Raw genomic sequence first — 19,166 nt, 5'->3', positions numbered from 1 at the left:
ACGTCCACTGCTCACAGTGCTGGTACAGGAAGCAAGTCAGTAATCAACAATACAAAGAATGAGCCAGTAGTCGGCAGAAATAGTCACCATGGGGCACATGACCCCGTTAAGGAGCATAGCTGACACCCTGGTTATGGGCAGGCAGGACGAAGGGTACGCCCAGAAGGGCATACAGATTAATGAGTGGAAATCTCATCCAGTAAGGTGTAGCCGCACCACTGGTAGCGAGTTTTGGGGATACAGAGGTAACGATGTATTCTAAGTGTAAACAGTTAGGAAATAGGGCTGAAAGTGATTGAGCTCCGAAATCTACGTAACCCGTAGGTCGACGTTTTCTTTCGGGCGGAAGACAATACGTATGTTTCTGTTTGGGTTAGGAAGCATATGCTACGGCGGAGTCTGAGAGCCAGCCATGTTTTACAATGTCTGTATGTTACCTGGGGAGAACCTATACTTTCCTGTGTTAACAGGTATGACGTACGAATGAGAAAAGGAAATCAAATGGAGTATAGGTAGTCGGATGGCCGAATAGTACTAATGAAGGTGGGTAATGCCACTGGAGGGAAGTCGAGAACGGATAACATATATCCAGCCACACGACATCATATCAAAAGGGAAACATTATCTACACTCAGAGGTAGGACAAATAATGACAACAAAACTTGAGAGAATCTCAGAATTATCAAAACAACATCCAGAAATGAAATTTAATTCTATTGGGCATTTGATTAACATTGAGATGCTTAAAGAATGCCACTACAAAATGGATGGCAGAAAAGCGGTCGGGATTGATGGCATTTCAAAAGAAGAATATAACTCAAATCTTGATAACAATCTAAAACAGCTAGTGGAGAAGCTTAAGAATAAAAGTTATCGACCTAAACCAGCACGTAAAGTGGAAATACCAAAAGAGAATGGTAAAACCAGACCTCTTAGTATCTATTCATATGAAGATAAACTGGTTCAGGAAGCACTTAGGAAAGTTTTGGAATCGGTCTTTGAGCCCCATTTCTACAGCAATATGTGCGGCTTCAGACCAAACCGCAACTGCCATGGAGCTATAAGAAAACTAAATGACATGATTGAAGGACATAAGACGAATTATATACTGGATGCCGATATAAAAGGCTTCTTTGATAATTTGAATCATGACTGGATAATGAAATTTATTTCATCACGAATTACAGATAACAGTGTGCTCCGACTGGTAGAAAAGATGCTCAAAGCAGGTATTCTTAAGAATGGAGAATTTTATGTTAACGAATTCGGTGCCGGGCAGGGAAGCGTATGTTCACCAATAATTGCGAACATATATATGCATTATGTTCTTGTATGGTGGTTTAATGAGAAAATAAGACCACTGCTAAAAGGATATGCAGACATAGTTGTCTATGCGGATGATTTTGTGTGCTGCTTTCAATATAAGAATGACGCAGAACTCTTTTATGAACATCTTAAGAGAAGGATGAATCACTTCGGACTGTCCTTAGAGGAATCAAAGACTCGATTAATTTATTTTGGTCGATTCGCTGCTGATAACCTTAAAAGACAGGGGAACAAACCAGAAACATTTGACTTCCTAGGATTCACTCATTATTGTTCCAAAAGCCGAAACGGTAATTTCAGAGTAAAACATAAAACTGCCAATAAGAAATATCGGAAGAAATGTAAACAGATGAATATCACTATACGCGACATGAGATTTGAAAAGAAGAAATATATTCTTGCAAAAGTAAATCAGATTTTAATCGGGTATTACCATTATTATGGAATAAGTGATAACTATCAAATGATGGATAACTTCCGTAAGAGAGTTATTCAGATTCTTTATTTTTGGATGAATAGGCGTAGTCAGAGGAAAAGTTATACATGGGATGGATTCAATCAGTTTTTGAAGGAGCATCCTATAGTAAGACCACGTATTTATGTGAGCCTATATGGATAATCTGAGGCATAAGTGTCGTGAAGAGCCGTATGCCTGAATTGGGCACGTACGGATCTGTGGGGGATATACCTAGTAATAGGTGTTTCTACCCGACAAGTTAGGACCTCTGGAGACAGAGATGATCCTGGTGGATATAGGAGGTTAGCTGCCATAGAGGGAAGGGTATACACAAGGCCAGTAAAGCGAAAATCAATGACGTTTTATTTCGTATACCATTCAACCGCTATTTCAGTACCTGATACATCGAAATGCTCATAGCTGTGGCTTATTCACTGAGATATGAAAGGTTGAAAAACCTTGAATTTTCAATAAAAAACACTTAATTATATGAGGAGTATAATTAGAATGAACAGACAATCCGATGGAACCAGTTTCCACATGGAGAACTTTAAGAGAAGATCTCGCTATACATTGGTTTTTGTTCTGTTGATCCTGGCGTTTGGCCTGATCACAGTTTTGAATATCAATACAGGAAATGTTCATATTTCCCTGTCTGAGATCGTAAATATCCTTTTGAAAAAAGCCACTGACACCAAGGAATACAGCATCATCTGGAAGATCCGTCTTCCCAGGATCCTGATGGCAGCCATCCTTGGAGGTGCATTATCTTTATCTGGTTTTCTTCTTCAGACCTTTTTTGAAAATCCCATTGCAGGACCTTTTGTTCTGGGAATTTCCTCCGGTGCCAAAATGGTAGTTGCACTTACTATGATCTACTATCTTGAAATCGCCCAGAATGTAACCTCTTATACTTTGATCATCGCTGCCTTTATAGGTTCCTTGATTTCCATTGGATTTATTCTTTTGAATTCCAAAAGGATCAAGCACATGGCTACCCTTCTGGTTGCCGGAATCATGATCGGATATATCTGTTCCGCAGTTACAGACTTCGTGGTAACCTTTGCAGATGACTCAAATATTGTAAATCTTCATGGATGGTCACAGGGAAGCTTCTCTGGTATGAGCTGGAGTAATGTTTACATTTCCTGTGCAGTTATAGGTGTCACCCTGCTCCTTACGTTCCTGTTGTCAAAGCCCATTGGAGCTTATCAGCTGGGAGAAGCTTATGCGCAGAGCATGGGTGTGAATATTAAGTTTTTCCGTGTTGCATTAATCCTGCTTTCCAGCATTTTGTCTGCAACAGTAACTGCTTTTGCAGGACCTATTTCCTTTGTTGGAATTGCAGTTCCATTTCTAATGAAAAGAAGCTTTGGTACATCCAGACCGCTGATCATCATTCCGGGAACCTTCCTGGGAGGTGCTGTTTTCTGTATGATGTGTGACCTGATCGCCAGAATGGCGTTCGCGCCTCTGGAGCTGAACATCAGCACCGTTACCTCCATCTTTGGAGCACCAGTAGTTATATTCATGATGTTGCGAAAGAAGAGAGGAAATTAAAATGGACAATTATTATTTTCATATGGACAACCTTTCTGTTGGTTACAATCGAAAGGCACTGATCCACGATATCTGTATTGGAATAAAAAAGGGAGAGATCGTAACTCTCATTGGTCCTAACGGTTCCGGAAAATCTACTATTTTAAAAAGTATTACAAGACAGCTGCAGATCATTGGCGGAAAGGTCTATTTTGACAACCAGAATCTGTTGTCCTTTACCTTTCGGGATCTGTCTACCCGTATGGCTGTAGTTCTTACTGAGAGAATGAAGCCGGAGCTGATGACCTGCCATGACATTGTAGCAACCGGCCGTTATCCTTATACAGGAAGGCTTGGCATTCTTACAAGGGAAGATGAAGAAAAGGTAGAAGAAGCTATGAAGGCGGTACATGCAGAAGCTCTTGGCAGCCGTGATTTTAACAACATCAGTGATGGACAGCGCCAGAGGGTGCTTCTTGCACGCGCGATCTGCCAGGAACCAGATATTATTATTCTGGATGAGCCTACTTCATTCCTGGATATTAAACATAAGCTGGATCTTTTATCTATTCTTCGGGATATGGCGAAGAAAAAGCAGATAACTGTTATCATGTCTCTTCATGAAATTGACCTTGCACAGAAGATTGCGGATAAGATCATCTGTGTAAAGGGAGATACCATTTCCCATTTTGGAAAACCTGAGGAAATTTTCGAGGAAAATATGATCCGGGAGCTTTATGAAATCAACAACGGCTTTTTTGATCCGCTGTTTGGGAGCATTGAACTTCCAAAGCCGGAAGGTGAAGCGAAAACTTTTGTGATCTGTGGAAACGGCACTGGTATTCCCGTATTCCGGCAGCTTCAGAAGGTGCATACTCCTTTTATTGCAGGTGTTCTATACACCAATGATGTGGATTACCGCCTGGCAAGACTGCTGGCCGATCAGGTGATCACAGAGAAACCCTTTATGGAAATCAGCGGGGAAACCTTCCAGAAAGCTTTAAAAGCCATGGAAAGCTGTGACAGGGTTATCTGTACAAGCGTACCTGTTGGAAGCTGCAATAAGCGGCTGGGAGAGCTTATCGAGGCAGCAAAGAAAAGCAGAAAAGTGCAGTTTGTATAAAGAAAAAACTCTATATCAAAAGCAGTGAGGGATTTTAAGCTCATTATATAAAAAATAGAAAAAAACGCTCTATACAGAACACACGTTTTGCGCTATACTAATTTTACTGAAGGGAGGAGATAAAATAACTTATGAAAAAGAAGATTTTTACAAAAGATAACCTGATTTTCTTTTTAATTCTGAATCTGGGATTAATTTTTACAGCAGTTGGAATTTCCATTTTCAAAACGCCAAATCACTTCGCATTTGGCGGTACATCCGGTTTGTCCATTATCCTGTCTACCCTGTTTCCGAAGTGGAATGTAGGCGCATTCATGTGGATCGTCAACGCAGCGCTGGTTGTACTCGGATTTTTCTTTCTGGGAATCCGTTCTATGGGCTGGACTATTTATTCCTCCTTTGCCCTGTCTTTTTATGTAAGTGCCTGTGAAGTGATCTATCCGCTTAGTTTCCCGCTGACACATGATGTATTCCTGGAGCTGTGCTTTGCGGTTATCCTGCCAGCAGTAGGAGCGGCCATGGTATTTAACGTAGGCGCTTCCACTGGTGGTACCGATATTGTAGCCATGATCCTGCATAAATATACCAGTCTGGAGATTGGACGCGCCCTTCTGGTCAGCGATCTTGGAATCGTACTGATCGCCGCTTACCTTTACGGTGCACAGACCGGACTTTACTGTATCCTGGGAATGATCTTGAAATGTACCGTTGTAGACAGTGCCATTGAAAGCCTGAACCTGCGAAAAGTCTGTACCATTATCAGCAAGTACCCAGATCAGGTGGAAGACTTTATTATCAACGATCTTCACCGTTCTGCAACTGAGCAAAATGCCTTCGGTGTTTATACCAAACAGGAGCAGAAGGTACTGATGACTGTTCTCACCAGAAGCGAGACCAACCGCCTTCGCATTCATTTAAGACAGATTGATCCCCACGCTTTCATTACCATTGTAAACAGCAGTGAGATCATTGGAAAAGGCTTTCGGTCTATTTAGTATTTCTGCTCACGAAACACTTATTTCTGCAATCTGTGGGCGTAATTCCAAAGAAATTCCGAAATGCCTTACTGAAATAGTTATTATCGGAATATCCAACCCGGGCAGCAACTTCCTGGATCTTAATAGAAGGATTCTCCAGCAGTTCTTTCGCCCGGGTCATTCTGACCATAAGGAGGTATTCCTGAATGGTCATCTCATAATGCTGGCGAAAAAGGCGTGTGAGATACTCCTGGGTAAAGAAGTACTTCTTCGCATAACTGCTGACCTTAAGGGGCTGTGGATAGTTCTGGTCAATGTCCTGCCGGATCCTGGCGACAACTTCATCAGGGGAAAGCTTTGGCGCTTCTTTTTCTAAACAGGTACCAGTATTTCCCAATGTCTGGACTGCTTTATCAATGGCAGCATTCAATTCTTCCCGTGCAATTGGTTTTAACAGATAATCAATGGCACCACATTTCAAAGCTGCCTTTGCGTAATCAAAATAATCATACCCACTGATTACAATAAAACAGGTATCCCTAAATTCATGGGAAGCCTTTTCCAGAAATTCCATGCCATTCATAACCGGCATCTGCATATCTACAAAAACAATCTGGGGCTTTATTTCCCGCATGGTTTTTAAAGCTGCAGCACCGTTGGTTTCCTGATAAAGCTCTGTAATATGATAATCTGCCCAGTGACCAAGCCTGCTTATTGCAATTCTAGCAGGTGCCTCATCGTCAATAATCAGTACTTTATACATTTTCATTTTCCCTCTTTCTGATTGGAAGTTCCATTTTTACTTCTGTAAACTGATCGCCCTGTGATTCCAGAAACAGACCAGCCTCTCCCTGATAAAGTATTTTCAGACGGCTTGCAAGATTGGGAAGTCCGATGGAATTGCCAGTATCTGCTGATTTTCCGGAAAAAATATCATTCAGTTCTTTCACTTTTTCTGGGAGAATTCCCTTTCCATCGTCATATACACTGATGAGCAGCCGGTTATTTTCCATACATACCCGGATGATAATGTGAAGAACAGCTCCGTTCTCCGGCATTCCGTGTATAATGGCATTTTCTACCAGCATTTGAATACTGATTTTTGGAATCACTGCCAGATTTACCTTTGGATTAATTTTCTTCGTCACTTCCAGGCGCCCGCCTAGTCTTGTTTTCTGCAGAAGAATATACCGGTCTACATAATCAAGTTCCTCCTGCAAGCGGACGAGTTCTCCGCCTTTAATGGTATAACGAAGATTTGCAGACAAAGACACAATCATATCATAAATTTCCTGACAGTCTGCAAGCAATGCTTCTGTAGCAATCGCCTGAAGAGTGTTATAGAGAAAATGGGGATTCAGCTGGGCCTCCAACGCCTGGAGCCTGGAATTTTTCTCATTGATGCTGGAAATATAGTTGGTCTCGATCAATTCATTAATGTGGGCTGCCATGTCGTTATAGCTTTCTGTTAATGCACAGGTTTCCTTACAGCCTCCGCCAAAAGCTGTGGGAGAAAAGTCTCCTTCACCCATTTTTCCCATCTGGTAAGACAGCCTCTTCAATGGAATTGTGATCATCCGGATCATGAGCGTAACAATAATGATCAGACAGATAGTGATCACTGCAATCTGCATTACCAGAGGAAGCAAAAAGTCCCTTGCCCGGTCATCCCAGGCGCTTTTAGGAAGCAGGGAAAGCAGGACAATGCCCGTCTCTTCACTGGTCCTGCGAAGTGCAAGATAAGAAATTCCACCGATATTTACATTTTCAACATCTGAATGAAGCCCAAAAAGCTGCTTTTTTTCTTTTTCTTCCTGATTTCGGATATCCTCAGAACTGGAATATAAAAGTTCACCATCTGAATTATACAGGCATAAGATCTGCCCATAATCCTGATGGTTTTTCATAAGCAGCCGCAGCTGTGTAGTATCTACATCCACATAAGACAAACTGACTGGTTCCCGGTTTCTCAGGCGGATCAGGTAGTGATAATACCGGAAAAACACATCTTCTGAATCCGGGGGCGCCAGATATTCATATTTGTCATTGCTTCCACAGGCAATATAAGGTCTGGATATTTCAGTATCTTTTACAGGGGTCGATAAAATATGCTGTCCCCCAACCCCTGCATTCCGCTCAAAACATAAATCCTGATTCATTGCTGTAATGGAATAAGAACGGATATCTGTTCTGCTATGATAGGAAGACTGGATTTCCTGTTTTATGTCACTGATCTCAGAAGAGGAAAGAGGTTTTCTCTTCAGCAGGGAATTATAGACAGATACATTCAGGCAGGGCTGTACGCAAAAGATCCGCAGACCCTGAATATATTGATCCAGATTTGCCACATCCATCTCCAGAATAGTCTGTGTGGAAGAAGTATATTCCTCTGCAAAAGACCTTGCCTGACCAGAATAACCACTATATAAAATAATTCCAAATGCAAGAACGATCACAGACAGGATCACAACTGTCAGCTGCGTCTGCATGGATAAATTTTCTATTTTCTTTTTCATACATAAAGCTCCTTTTTATTATGGCAATATTATACAACTTGTTGTATTCATTCACAATAGAACAGGTTATAGATATCAAACTTTTACCATAAACAGTTTGATTTTTTCTATTTATTTGTAATATTGCATAGTGTATGATTAGATTATCAAAAACAAAGCAGGCTGCCGTGGGCGAAACGGGCAGCAGCAAAAAGAAGGAGGATATGCATATGCATAAGAAACAAATCGCTTTATTAATGGCCGGTTTAATGACAGTCAGTTCTCTTACAATGGGTTCTGTAACCGTAATGGCAGACGATGATCCGGTAGAGCTTTATTTCATGTTTAATGGTCCGGAATACACAGACGCTTACCATGATCTGATCGATCATTATACAGAAGAACATCCAAATGTATCCATTGAGCTGGAAGTCCTTCAGAATGATTACCAGACTGTACTCCGTTCCAGATTAAATTCCGGTGAGGTTCCGGACCTGTTTCTTTCCAGTGCATACAGCGACAATACTTTATATGCAGATTATATTTATAACCTGGATGACGAAGAGTTTATGAAGAACTTTTCCGAGACAACCCTTACATCTGTAACAGAAGATGGCCATATTACAGGAATGCCATTCCTGGTTCAGTCCCATGGCTTTATCTATAACAAAGCATTATTTGAGCAGGCTGGAATCACAGAACTTCCAACTACCTTAGACGAGCTTCGCACCGTTTGTGAGAAATTGACAGATGCAGGTATTCAGCCATTCAGCTCCGGATTTGGTGAGTGGTGGATCCTTCCACAGACCGTTTATCCGTCCATGAGTGATGCCTATGACGGCGATTATGACAAGCTCTTTGAAGATGTGAAAAACGGAGATCTGAAATTCGGCGAGCTTCCGCAGGTTGATTTTGCACTTGATCTTCTGGATCTGATCAAGGAGTACAGCGGTGACAAGCCAATGGAGTCCACCAATGATCTTCAGTGCTCCGATTTTGCAACAGGAAAAGTTGCCATGATCCACAATGGCTCCTGGGACGAGGCAAGTATCCGCGCCATTGCCCCTGATATTGATATGGGTTATGTTTATATGCCCCGCATGGACGAAAAAGCAGTTCTCGCAGTTGAGTCCAACCTTACCTTCCGTGTAGCAAAAGATTCCGAAAATCTTGATACGGTTCTTGATTTCCTGAACTACATGTGTACTTCTGATTATGGAAGAAGCTGGGTTCCATCAGTTATCGGCGATATCTCCCCACTTACCGGAGCAGATGCACCTGATACACAGCTTGCAGCAGAAACAGCAGCTGCACAGGATAATTCCGTAACATGTCCATGGTGGATCTTTAAAGGACCAGAAGGTGTAGAAGAGCCATTTGGTACCGCATTCCAGAACTATGTTGCAGGAAATGCAGACCGCGACGAGACAAAAGAGGTTCTTACCCAGTTATTTGTTGATGCTTACGATGCAATGTAATTTATTATAAAATGATCGCGTGAATAAAAACGAAAACAGGGCGGCTGACAATTTCGGCAGCCCTGTTTTTCCGAAAAGGACAGGAGGTTTCTTTATGCAGGCAAACAGCCAGAAACGAAGGGCCAGAAAAACAGCATTGGAATTCGCAGGATATGTAGCCCCTGCAGTTTTCTTCATCACGCTGTTTGTAGGAATTCCTTTCGTTATGTGTATTTATTATTCCTTCCGTAAATGGAACGGTATTGGAAAAACATCGGAATTTGTCGGACTCGAAAATTATATCCGGCTTTTTACCAATGATCCAGCCTTTGTCAGTGCGCTGAAATATACCTTTATCTATGCCATTGGAACAGTACTGATCGTAAATGTACTTGCCATTTTTTTTGCCGCACTTCTGGAATCCAAGATCAAAGGCAGAGGATTTTTCAGAGCCGCTTTTTATATTCCCAATATCATAAGCCTTGTTATCATTGGATTTATCTGGAAATTTATCTGTACCAGAGTATTTGAAGCACTTATGTCCATAACCGGATGGGGAATTTTCGGTCTTAGCTGGCTGGGAGACTCCCAACTGGCTGTGTTCTCCACCATCATTGTTTCTGTTTGGCAGAGCCTTGGCTTTTATATCCTGATCTACGTTGCAGGTATGCAGGGAGTACCAACGGAACTAAATGAATCCGCAGACCTGGATGGGGCAGGAGCAGTCCGCAGATTTTTCTCAATTACTATCCCGCTGATCATGCCGTCCATTTCCTTCTGCATGTTCCATTCTGTTGCCAATTCCTTAAAAATGTTTGAATTGATCTTCAGCTTGACAGGCGGCGGTCCGGGAACATCTACTACGTCAATTGCACTTGATATTTACAACACTGCATTTAACAACAGCCGCTATGGATATGGAAGCGCCAAAAGTGTAATTCTTTTTATCATCGTTCTGGTGATCTCCGTAATTCAGGTTAATTTCTTTAAAGGCAAGGAGGTAGAGGCATGAGTAAAAAAAGCAAAGCACTTCACGGTGTGATACAGTTATTCCTGATCCTTTTTCTGCTTTTATATCTTTCCCCTCTTTTCCTGGTGGGAATCAATGCCTTTAAAAGCTATCAGGAAATCATGACAGATGTTATGAGCCTTCCATCTGCTTTTACTCTTGACAATATAAAAAATGTATTTCATGATATGAAATATCCAGCTACTTTTTTGAATACACTCATCGCCACAGTAATAGGAACTCTCGGCATTATCGTGATCGCTTCCATGGGAGGCTATAAAATGGCACGTGTGAAAACACGCTACAGCCGTTTCTGTTTCCTGTTCTGCATTGCGCCTATGATGATCCCGTTCCAGTCCTTTATGCTTACTCTGGTAAATGTAGCCACCACTTTACATATCAATGGGAAAATATGGGGACTTGCCATTATTTACTGGGGGCTTGGTGCCCCAATGAGTATTTTCCTGTATCAGGGCTTTGCCAAGGGCATTCCCCTGGAACTGGAAGAGAGCGCACTTATTGACGGCTGCAACCAGTTTCAGCTTTTTACCCGTATTATTTTTCCAATGCTGAAATCCTGTACTGCGACGGTTACGATCATCAATGTAATGTGGATCTGGAATGACTTTCTTCTTCCCCTTCTTATGCTGGGCGGAAGAAAGAGCAGCAAAACCCTGCAGCTTGCAGCCTACAGCTTTATGGGACAGTACAAAATGGAATGGCAGAACATTATGTCTGCTGCGATCCTGATCATTATCCCAGCGCTGATCCTGTATCTGATTTTCCAGAAATCTATTATCAAGGGTGTTGTAGCTGGAGCCGTAAAAGGCTGACCGATTTTCAAAGGAGGAATGGAAGATGAAGTTTACCAATGGCTTCTGGCTTGTGAGAGATGAATTTCAGGCTGATTATGTAAGAGACATTTATGAGGTAGAAGAGCGGGAAAACGAACTCCTGGCTTTTGCCCCCTATAAACAAATCCAGGGACGCGGGGATACCTTAAACATTGGAATGATGACCTATACCTTCACCGCACCAGCAAAGGACATTTTGGGAATCCACATGGTAAATCACGCTGGAAATTACGTAAAAAGCCCATCATTTGAATTGTATGGTGATTTAGATAAAAGTCCGGAACGTAAATGTGAGAAAGCTTCCGGCAAAGAAAAATGGACGTTAAAGTCAGGAAAGCTTTCCCTGGAATTTGAAACTGGTTCCCCTGAAATGAAGTTTTATGGAGATGGAAGGGAGCTTACCTGTATCAAGAGCAAAACTACGGGAATGATGCATCACAAACAAGGCATGAACTATCTGGTCTCCGGACTTAATTTAGGTGTTGGCGAGCTGGTTTATGGCCTTGGGGAACGGTTTACCCCTATGGTAAAAAATGGCCAGACCGTGGATATCTGGAATGAGGATGGCGGTACAGCCAGTGAAATTTCCTATAAGAATATTCCGTTCTATTATACGACCAAAGGCTATGGCGTCTTTGTCAATCATCCGGGACGTGTCAGCTTCGAGGTAGGTAGTGAGAAGGTGGAAACCGTACAGTTTTCTGTAGAAGATGAGGAACTGGAATACTTTGTTATTTATGGTCCTACCCCTTTGGAAATTATAGAAAAATACACAGCCCTTACCGGAAGACCGGCATTGCCGCCTAAGTGGTCCTTTGGCTTATGGCTTACCACATCCTTTACCACCAACTACGACGAGGCTACGGTAAACAGCTTTATTGATGGATTTGAACAGCGCCATATTCCTCTTTCTGTTTTCCATTTTGACTGTTTCTGGATGAAAGGCTTCGAATGGTGCAACTTCACCTGGGATAAAGATATGTTCCCGGATCCGGCAGGTATGCTGGAACGTTTTCATAAGCGAGGCTTAAAAATCTGTGTTTGGATCAATCCCTATATTGCACAGAAGTCGCCTCTGTTTGGAGAAGCCATGGAAAAGGGCTATCTTCTGATGAAAGACAATGGAAGAGTTTGGCAGTGGGATATGTGGCAGGCTGGTATGGGACTGGTAGACTTTACCAATCCAGATGCATGCAGCTGGTACCAGAGTAAGCTGAAAGCACTTCTGGATGTGGGAGTGGATTGTTTCAAAACAGATTTCGGAGAACGTGTTCCTACCAATGTAAAATGGTTCGACGGCTCTGATCCGGAAAAAATGCATAATTATTACACGTATCTTTATAACCAGTGCGTATTTGAGCTTCTGAAAAAAGAAAAAGGAGAAAGCGAAGCTGTTCTTTTTGCACGAAGTGCAGCACCAGGCGGACAAAAATTTCCAGTACACTGGGGCGGAGATTCAACCAGCCAGTATATTTCCATGGCCGAAACCTTAAGGGGCGGGCTTTCCCTTATGGACAGCGGCTTTGGCTTCTGGAGCCACGATATTGGCGGCTTCGAGGATGATGGCTCAGCTGATCTGTACAAAAGGTGGGTGGCTTTCGGACTTTTATCTTCCCACAGTCGTTTACACGGATCCAGTTCTTATCGTGTTCCATGGAATTATGATGAAGAGGCCTGTGAGGTTCTGAAATACTTTACCGAGCTGAAATGGAAGCTTATGCCTTATATTTACAGCCTTGCACAGACTGCCCATGAAAAAGGGCTTCCCGTAATGCGTCCAATGCACATGCAATACCCAAAAGACAGAAACTGCGCATATCTGGATCAGCAATATATGTTGGGAGACCGCATTCTGGTTGCACCTGTATTTTCCTCAGATGGAAAACAGGATTTTTATCTTCCAGAAGGAAACTGGGTACATCTTCTTACCAAAGAACCTGCACAGGGAAACCAGTGGCATACCGGAACCTTTGATTACTTCAGTCTGCCATTGTATGTAAGAGAAGGAGATCCTTTACTAAAAGTTATTTAATAGAAAGATTTTACAGGCACTGTCTGGCATGTTTGTCCCAGACAGTGCCTTTTTAATGTCAAAATATTGTTATTTTCTGTCAGAAAAGGGATAGCTTTTGGGACAGAAAAACAGTATAATACCAAATAGTTTATTTAAATATAGGTATTTACTAAGGAGGGAAAATGAAAAGAATACTTTCAATTGGAAAAGATGATTTTTATCCGCAGATTTTCCGGCTGGCGGTTCCAATTATTATACAGAATCTGCTCAGTGCGGCTGTGAATTCAGCGGATGTGATCATGTTGAATTACGTGGGGCAGTCCGCTATTTCGGCGGTATCCCTGGCAGCCAATTATTCCAATATTTTATTTATGGTGTATTATGGCATCGGTACCGGAGCCTCTCTTTTGTGCTCCCAATATGCCGGTAAAAAGGATTTTCAGGCGATTCATGTAGTAGAGGGAATCGCACTTCGTTTCTCTGTGTTGATTTCCCTGTTGGTTGCCCTGGTTGCATTTACTGCGCCTCAGATGATGCTGAGGCTATTTACCAATGATCCTGAGCTGATCACCATTGGTTCCTCCTATATCCGCATTATGGGCGTTACCTATATCTGCTGGGGAATCTCGGAGATCTATCTGGCAGTTCTTCGAAGTATTGGAAGAGTAACCATCAGTATGGCGCTGAATATGCTGGCATTTATTCTGAATATATTCCTAAATGCAGTTTTTATCTTCGGCCTGTTCGGTGCTCCGAAGCTTGGTGCAACCGGCGTTGCAATCGCCACCGCTGCATCAAGACTGATCCAGCTGATTGGCTGTGTGGTTGTATCTTCCTTTAGTAAAAATGTGAAGCTGAATCTGGCATATATGTTCCTTCGCAGTAAAGTATTGTTTCAGGACTTTATCCGTTTGTCACTTCCGGCACTTGGAAACGACCTGTCCTGGAGCGTTGCTTTTTCCATGTATTCTGTAATCCTGGGACACCTTGGCACTGACGCGGTGGCCGCTAATTCCCTGGTTACTGTGGTGCGGAACATTGGCTCTGTATTCTGTTTTGCCATTGCAAGTGCGGGAACCATTCTTCTTGGGCAGATCATGGGAAAAGGAGACCTGGAAAAATCCAGACGATACGCTTCCAGAATGCTGAAGCTGACTGTGATCACCGGTGCACTTGGAGGGCTGATCGTCCTTGCCATCACTCCTTTTGTGATGAAATTTGCTTCCCTGAATGACACCGCTATGCATTATCTGAAATACATGCTTCTCATTAACACCTACTATATTATGGGATCCGCAGTAAATACTGCGCTGATTGCAGGTGTCTTTCGGGCAGGGGGCGATACGAAATTTGGCTTAATCTGTGACACGGTAGATATGTGGGTATATGCGGTGCCGCTAGGTTTCTTCGCTGCCTTTGTACTGAAGCTTCCAGTGTTGTGGGTTTACTTTCTGCTCTGTACAGACGAATTCGTGAAATGGCCCTGGGTTTTCCATCATTACCGAAAGGGAGAGTGGGCGAAAAATATTACCCGGGAAGATATTTTTGAACAATAGGATCTGATGAAAAATGGACACAGACTGCAATGTCTTTATTACTGAACCTCCAGTAATGGCATTGTGATCTGTGTCCATTTTGGTTAGATTTCTACCAGAATTCCCTTTTCCTTATCATACTTACAATATTTCCCCTTTCCGGAAATAAATGGCTGATAGGTATTGGTACGAGTATCTTTCACATATACAATTCCGGTAGCGATCATTTCTACCAGTGAGAATCGTTTGCTCAGGCTGGAAATCCAGGCATATGTCTTATTGCTGTCTGAGTCAGCTGCCATCAGAGAGTAGCCTTCTTCACATGGTTTCAGTGAGAAGTAAATTTTCTCAGGCTTAGAAGTCTCTTTAAACACCTGGCTTGCTATGTAAGAAGAGAAATTCTTCTCCACAAACTGCTGGAAAGAATACAAGGTGTAAACTTCCCCGCTGACTTCGTCTGTGATCCGGTCCCCGCGCTGCAGACGGGCCTTGATCAGTGACAAGGTCTCAATGGTCCAGTTGATAAAAGAGATGCTGCTGTAGGTCATGCTCTCCAGAAGCTGGTCGATCAGTTTCTTCGTGAGAACATTTGATTTCGTTGCTTCGTTAAATAATTCTTCGTTCATAATCCGCACCCTCCATAACATATATATGGTAATTGATAATTTTCATTATAGAATGATATTTGGTTAAAAGCAATAAGGAGATCAGAGTTTCCGAGCTTTGCGATGAAACTGCAAGCCTCTATCGCAATCCTGCCGATTGGCACAAGTTATGTGAGCAGTTCGGTATTGGTGATAAGGAAAACACGCCGGTTAAAGGTCTATCGGGTGGCGAACGTCAGCGACTTTTTATCGTGCTGGCACTGATTCCACAGCCGGATCTTGTGTTTCTTGACGAATTGACTACTGGTCTTGATGCGAAAGCAAGGCGCGGTGTGTGGAAAACACTTAAATCCTTGAAAGAACAGGGGCTTACGATTTTCTTGACTTCCCATTTTATGGATGAAGTAGAGGCGTTGTGTGATGAAATCTGCATTTTGAAAAAGGGTACGCCCGTTTTCCGCGGAACCGTGGAGCAGGCAAAGCAGCAATGTGGCTGCGAACACTTTGAGGATGCTTATTTGCAACTTTCGGATGAGGAGGTGGACGCATGAAACGCTTTTTTACATATCTTAAAACGGAGCTGAAGCTCAGCGTGCGGGATATGAATATGGTGATTTTCGCCGTCATTATGCCGCTTGTGATCTTTATCATCCTTGGCATCATTTACGGAACAAAGCCTGCCTATGACGGTGCAGACTATACATTCCTGGAACAGTCTTTCGGAGCAGTCAGCGCGATTGCCATTTGTGCAAGTGGATTGATGGGGCTGCCGTTAGCCGTATCGGGCTTACGAGAAATGAAGATTCTTAAACGGCTACGTGTCACACCGGTCAGCCCGGTGTTCGTTTTGGGTGTCGAATTGTCCATGTATATTGTCTACTGTGCTGTGTCTCTTGCAACACTGTCAGTTGTAGCGCTTTTGTGGGGAGTGCGGCTACGCGGCTCACTTCTTGCTTTTCTTGGAAGCTGGGCACTTACCATGCTTTCAACGCAATCTATCGGTATGCTGGCAGGCGACGTGGCGAAGGATACCAAGCAGGCCAGTGTCATTGCTTCGATTCTCTATTTCCCGATGCTGATCTTTTCTGGCACAACCCTGCCGATTGAGGTCATGCCGAATGCAATGCAGAAGATTGTCAGTGTTTTTCCGTTAACACAGGGACTTACCATAATGAAGAATACATTTTTGGGTATCAGTACGGGAAGCACCTTACTACCAATTTGTGTAATGGTTGGAGTTGCCGCACTGTGCACGATTCTTGCTGTGTGCTTCTTCCGTTGGGAATAAGCATTCTTATCTAAGAGATAAGCTGTATGTTAAATAAAAATTTCTCATGAAAGGGGGCGATATTATTAAGAAACACTTACCATAGCAATGTTGTCATTTTCCCTTTCAGCCTGTGGAAAATTGCCGTCTTCTAATAAAGATGGACAAAACACTTCTAACATAGAAAATTCGTTGGAATCGGTTGAGATTATCCCTTCCACGGATACGGGGATTTCGTCTGGTGAGGATACCTCAGAGGACAAAAAAACTTTGATAAACGAGAATACCGCTACTGATGACGCATGGAAAGTTATCAATGCAGAATTGGAGGAATCATCATGAGAATTGAACATGTTGCACTTTATGTAAATGATCTGGAAAAGACAAAAAAAATCTTTATGGAATATCTGGGAGCAAAATCAAATGATGGATATCATAATCAGAAAACAGGCTTTTGTTCTTATTTTCTTACATTTGATGATGGTGCACGTATTGAAATTATGCATATACCGAAACTGGCTGATTTGCCGAAGAAACTAGCTCGTACTGGATATTCACATATAGCTTTTAGCGTAGGAAGTATGGAAAAAGTGGATGCATTGACGGCAGAACTAAAAGCGGATGGTTATGAGGTTATTAGTGGACCTCGGACTACGGGGGACGGATATTACGAAAGCTGCATTGTTGCGGTTGAGGATAATCAAATTGAGATTACGGTATAATGGGAAAATGCAGGTATTTGAAAGGACAAAAACATGGCTTCTAGCAAAGAATATTTACAATTTATATTAGAGCAGTTATCTGGTTTAGAAGAAATTAATTATCGTGCAATGATGGGAGAGTATATCATATATTATCGGGGCAGAATTGCCGGAGGCATATACGATGACAGGTTACTTGTGAAACCGACAAAATCTGCAGTTTCTTATATGACAACTGCGATTTATGAATTACCATATGAAGGGGCAAAAGAGATGCTGTTAGTAGAAAACGTGGACAGTAAAGAATACCTGGCTGGACTCTTCAAGGCAATGTATGATGAATTGCCGGTTCATAAATCAAACAATAAAAAGAAATCTATGGATACTCTGTAATTGTGGGGTAGTAAAATTTGACACTGCCGCTACTGAAAAGGAGAAAAAAGAATGAGCAAATTTGATTTAGTTGAATGGTCTCTTGATTTTTATCTCTTGCGCGGTCAGTAGCAGGGACAAGCATTAAGTTCTGTTCCCAGATGTCTTGCCATAAGCAGGGCATGTCTAACAGTTAGCTTTGGAACTGATGTGGTCTTTGAAATCCTCATCAATTTTCGACAGATACCGATAAACGGGACTAATGCTTCCTGTATAATCTCTTGCTTTCAATTCTCTAAAGATCCGTGTTCCATTTAAAAGAAACGGTTCGCATCGCCATTCGATGATCTGTTTTTGAAATCATCAATCTTGCTATTATAAACTGGACGTTTATACACAGATGTCTCTTTTTCTTCTAAAAGACTCCTAACAGTATTTCTGGACATTCCAAGTATTTTTGCAGTTGCTCGTTTTGATCTTGTCTGTTTATAAACTCGCTGAACAGCTGCCCAATCTTGCAAATCATACACCTTCTTTCAAACCTCCTCTCTTGTATTGGTGCATACAGAGAGAAGTGTATCGTTCTCTAGCAGGTGGGGCAAATTTCCTTGTTAAAACTGGGGCAGTTTTAAGTATAAAAGAGGAAGTTTCGTCCCGATATTTGGGGGTAAAAATGCTCTGGTGAAGATTACCACTTTACATTCTGGTTTGAAATGGCTATAATAAACGAGAAAGAACAAATGTTCGAGAAGGTGAAGGATGTGGAACGTATAATATTGCATAGTGATGCGAATTGCTTCGTGTGACTTGAAAGTCACTACATTTATTGTCTTACCGTAAGGTGTAAGACCTGCTGTTCCGTCAGTTGAGTCTAATATCTACAAAGTAGCGGGTAACTGCTATGAGGAAACGAGATATGAAAAATCATCTTTACAGAGATGTAGAACTGATTCCGTGAGGATAAGAACAAGTAAGAGCAACACTGACTTGAGATGATGACTGGGATAGAATGGCTAAGATATCTGAATCACTGGTAAATGCCGTTATGCGCGAACAGGCCAAAGGTTGCTGGGCCTGGCCCAAAATGGGAATGCGGTTTGGTTGGGGGTTGAAACAGCCACCACACGGACTATAGAACCGTCGGCAGAAAGGTGGAGCCTAATCTACCAGCATAAATGTAGTGGAACAAGGTAAGCCCGTATATCTCCATAAAGATACGGAAAGTAACCCGTAAGGGAAACCGATAGATGTGCGGGTAAGGAGGACGGAGAAAGCGAATGCCTTCTTGTAATGAGAAGGATAGAGAATATACTCACCCGAAAGGGGGCAGACTTCCGTCTGGTCTTATGTTGCAAGAGAATTAGCAGAATTTCTGAAAGGAGAAATGCAAATGTACGAGAAATCGTGTGCATCTTCAAATCACATTAAGAGCTGG

General features: G+C 42.3%; 16 protein-coding genes and 1 pseudogene. 13 read left to right on the top strand and 4 right to left on the bottom strand.

The window, feature by feature from the left end; all coding sequences use genetic code 11:
- Window positions 1-649: 649 nt before the first annotated feature.
- The 4 genes from ltrA (at window position 650) to AB5618_RS20345 (ending at window position 5,440) form a co-directional block, all read left to right on the top strand.
- Complete coding sequence (gene ltrA / locus AB5618_RS20360) at window positions 650-1,945, top strand: group II intron reverse transcriptase/maturase (protein WP_118580340.1); 1,296 nt, start codon at window positions 650-652, stop codon at window positions 1,943-1,945.
- Between the two features lie 345 nt (window positions 1,946-2,290).
- Window positions 2,291-3,343 (top strand): iron ABC transporter permease, encoded by a 1,053-nt coding sequence (locus AB5618_RS20355; protein WP_118580301.1) that lies wholly within the window; start codon window positions 2,291-2,293, stop codon window positions 3,341-3,343.
- Between the two features lies 1 nt (window position 3,344).
- The gene (locus AB5618_RS20350) at window positions 3,345-4,445 is read left to right on the top strand and encodes an ABC transporter ATP-binding protein (protein WP_118580298.1); all 1,101 of its coding nucleotides are present in this window, start codon (window positions 3,345-3,347) and stop codon (window positions 4,443-4,445) included.
- 131 nt (window positions 4,446-4,576) lie between these two features.
- Window positions 4,577-5,440 (top strand): YitT family protein, encoded by an 864-nt coding sequence (locus AB5618_RS20345; protein ID WP_148462085.1) that lies wholly within the window; start codon window positions 4,577-4,579, stop codon window positions 5,438-5,440.
- Here AB5618_RS20345 and AB5618_RS20340 read toward each other — a convergent pair.
- Complete coding sequence (locus AB5618_RS20340) at window positions 5,433-6,191, bottom strand: helix-turn-helix domain-containing protein (protein ID WP_118580295.1); 759 nt, start codon at window positions 6,189-6,191, stop codon at window positions 5,433-5,435. The genes AB5618_RS20345 and AB5618_RS20340 overlap by 8 nt on opposite strands.
- Complete coding sequence (locus AB5618_RS20335) at window positions 6,178-7,938, bottom strand: sensor histidine kinase (protein WP_118580292.1); 1,761 nt, start codon at window positions 7,936-7,938, stop codon at window positions 6,178-6,180. The genes AB5618_RS20340 and AB5618_RS20335 overlap by 14 nt, the downstream gene beginning before the upstream one ends.
- A 209-nt stretch (window positions 7,939-8,147) precedes the next feature.
- On the opposite strand from AB5618_RS20335, the gene AB5618_RS20330 reads away from it, so the two are divergent.
- From AB5618_RS20330 to AB5618_RS20310, 5 genes are all read left to right on the top strand, one after another.
- Window positions 8,148-9,395 (top strand): ABC transporter substrate-binding protein, encoded by a 1,248-nt coding sequence (locus tag AB5618_RS20330; RefSeq protein WP_173717309.1) that lies wholly within the window; start codon window positions 8,148-8,150, stop codon window positions 9,393-9,395.
- Between the two features lie 94 nt (window positions 9,396-9,489).
- Complete coding sequence (locus AB5618_RS20325; RefSeq protein ID WP_173736501.1) at window positions 9,490-10,386, top strand: carbohydrate ABC transporter permease; 897 nt, start codon at window positions 9,490-9,492, stop codon at window positions 10,384-10,386.
- Window positions 10,383-11,216 carry a carbohydrate ABC transporter permease gene (locus AB5618_RS20320; RefSeq protein WP_118580283.1) on the top strand — a complete coding sequence of 278 codons (834 nt, stop codon included), beginning with the start codon at window positions 10,383-10,385 and terminating at the stop codon, window positions 11,214-11,216. Before AB5618_RS20325 ends, AB5618_RS20320 begins: the two co-directional genes overlap by 4 nt.
- 25 nt (window positions 11,217-11,241) lie before the next feature.
- Window positions 11,242-13,269 (top strand): alpha-xylosidase, encoded by a 2,028-nt coding sequence (gene yicI, locus AB5618_RS20315; protein WP_173736502.1) that lies wholly within the window; start codon window positions 11,242-11,244, stop codon window positions 13,267-13,269.
- A gap of 164 nt (window positions 13,270-13,433) precedes the next feature.
- On the top strand, window positions 13,434-14,807 hold the full coding sequence (locus AB5618_RS20310; protein WP_118580280.1) for an MATE family efflux transporter: 1,374 nt from the start codon (window positions 13,434-13,436) through the stop codon (window positions 14,805-14,807).
- Window positions 14,808-14,890: 83 nt separating this feature from the next.
- Here AB5618_RS20310 and AB5618_RS20305 read toward each other — a convergent pair whose 3' ends face one another.
- Complete coding sequence (locus AB5618_RS20305; protein ID WP_148462090.1) at window positions 14,891-15,412, bottom strand: hypothetical protein; 522 nt, start codon at window positions 15,410-15,412, stop codon at window positions 14,891-14,893.
- Between the two features lie 77 nt (window positions 15,413-15,489).
- Here AB5618_RS20305 and AB5618_RS20300 point away from each other — a divergent pair.
- From AB5618_RS20300 to AB5618_RS20285, 4 genes and pseudogenes are all read left to right on the top strand, one after another.
- Window positions 15,490-15,942: pseudogene (locus AB5618_RS20300) on the top strand (ATP-binding cassette domain-containing protein); the annotation flags it as partial.
- A complete protein-coding gene (locus AB5618_RS20295) occupies window positions 15,939-16,679 on the top strand; it encodes an ABC transporter permease (protein ID WP_148462092.1) in 741 nt (246 codons plus the stop codon). The pseudogene AB5618_RS20300 and the gene AB5618_RS20295, both read left to right, overlap by 4 nt.
- A gap of 317 nt (window positions 16,680-16,996) precedes the next feature.
- Complete coding sequence (locus AB5618_RS20290) at window positions 16,997-17,380, top strand: VOC family protein (protein ID WP_148462093.1); 384 nt, start codon at window positions 16,997-16,999, stop codon at window positions 17,378-17,380.
- A 33-nt stretch (window positions 17,381-17,413) separates the two neighbouring features.
- Entirely contained in the window at window positions 17,414-17,752 is a 339-nt protein-coding gene (locus tag AB5618_RS20285; protein WP_148462094.1) for a TfoX/Sxy family protein, read from the top strand.
- Between the two features lie 293 nt (window positions 17,753-18,045).
- Here AB5618_RS20285 and AB5618_RS20280 read toward each other — a convergent pair whose 3' ends face one another.
- Complete coding sequence (locus tag AB5618_RS20280; protein WP_148462095.1) at window positions 18,046-18,261, bottom strand: hypothetical protein; 216 nt, start codon at window positions 18,259-18,261, stop codon at window positions 18,046-18,048.
- Window positions 18,262-19,166: the final 905 nt, after the last annotated feature.

The organism is Ruminococcus sp. J1101004sp1_RTP21198st1_B9_RTP21198_201120, assembly GCF_040924245.1.
GTDB lineage: Bacteria > Bacillota > Clostridia > Lachnospirales > Lachnospiraceae > Blautia_A > Blautia_A faecis.
The sequence above is the reverse complement of the archived record's forward strand: the minus strand, read 5'-3'. Positions and strand labels throughout refer to the sequence as shown.

Bases quoted from the DNA above. Each gene is read 5' to 3' on its own strand.
- yicI (WP_173736502.1), top strand. From the start codon at position 11,242: ATGAAGTTTACCAATGGCTTCTGGCTTGTGAGAGATGAATTTCAGGCT.
- AB5618_RS20340 (WP_118580295.1), bottom strand. From the start codon at position 6,191: ATGAAAATGTATAAAGTACTGATTATTGACGATGAGGCACCTGCTAGA.
- AB5618_RS20310 (WP_118580280.1), top strand. From the start codon at position 13,434: ATGAAAAGAATACTTTCAATTGGAAAAGATGATTTTTATCCGCAGATT.
- AB5618_RS20345 (WP_148462085.1), top strand. From the start codon at position 4,577: ATGAAAAAGAAGATTTTTACAAAAGATAACCTGATTTTCTTTTTAATT.
- AB5618_RS20355 (WP_118580301.1), top strand. From the start codon at position 2,291: ATGAACAGACAATCCGATGGAACCAGTTTCCACATGGAGAACTTTAAG.
- AB5618_RS20290 (WP_148462093.1), top strand. From the start codon at position 16,997: ATGAGAATTGAACATGTTGCACTTTATGTAAATGATCTGGAAAAGACA.
- AB5618_RS20325 (WP_173736501.1), top strand. From the start codon at position 9,490: ATGCAGGCAAACAGCCAGAAACGAAGGGCCAGAAAAACAGCATTGGAA.
- AB5618_RS20350 (WP_118580298.1), top strand. From the start codon at position 3,345: ATGGACAATTATTATTTTCATATGGACAACCTTTCTGTTGGTTACAAT.
- AB5618_RS20330 (WP_173717309.1), top strand. From the start codon at position 8,148: ATGCATAAGAAACAAATCGCTTTATTAATGGCCGGTTTAATGACAGTC.
- ltrA (WP_118580340.1), top strand. From the start codon at position 650: ATGACAACAAAACTTGAGAGAATCTCAGAATTATCAAAACAACATCCA.
- AB5618_RS20285 (WP_148462094.1), top strand. From the start codon at position 17,414: ATGGCTTCTAGCAAAGAATATTTACAATTTATATTAGAGCAGTTATCT.
- AB5618_RS20295 (WP_148462092.1), top strand. From the start codon at position 15,939: ATGAAACGCTTTTTTACATATCTTAAAACGGAGCTGAAGCTCAGCGTG.
- AB5618_RS20335 (WP_118580292.1), bottom strand. From the start codon at position 7,938: ATGAAAAAGAAAATAGAAAATTTATCCATGCAGACGCAGCTGACAGTT.
- AB5618_RS20320 (WP_118580283.1), top strand. From the start codon at position 10,383: ATGAGTAAAAAAAGCAAAGCACTTCACGGTGTGATACAGTTATTCCTG.
- AB5618_RS20305 (WP_148462090.1), bottom strand. From the start codon at position 15,412: ATGAACGAAGAATTATTTAACGAAGCAACGAAATCAAATGTTCTCACG.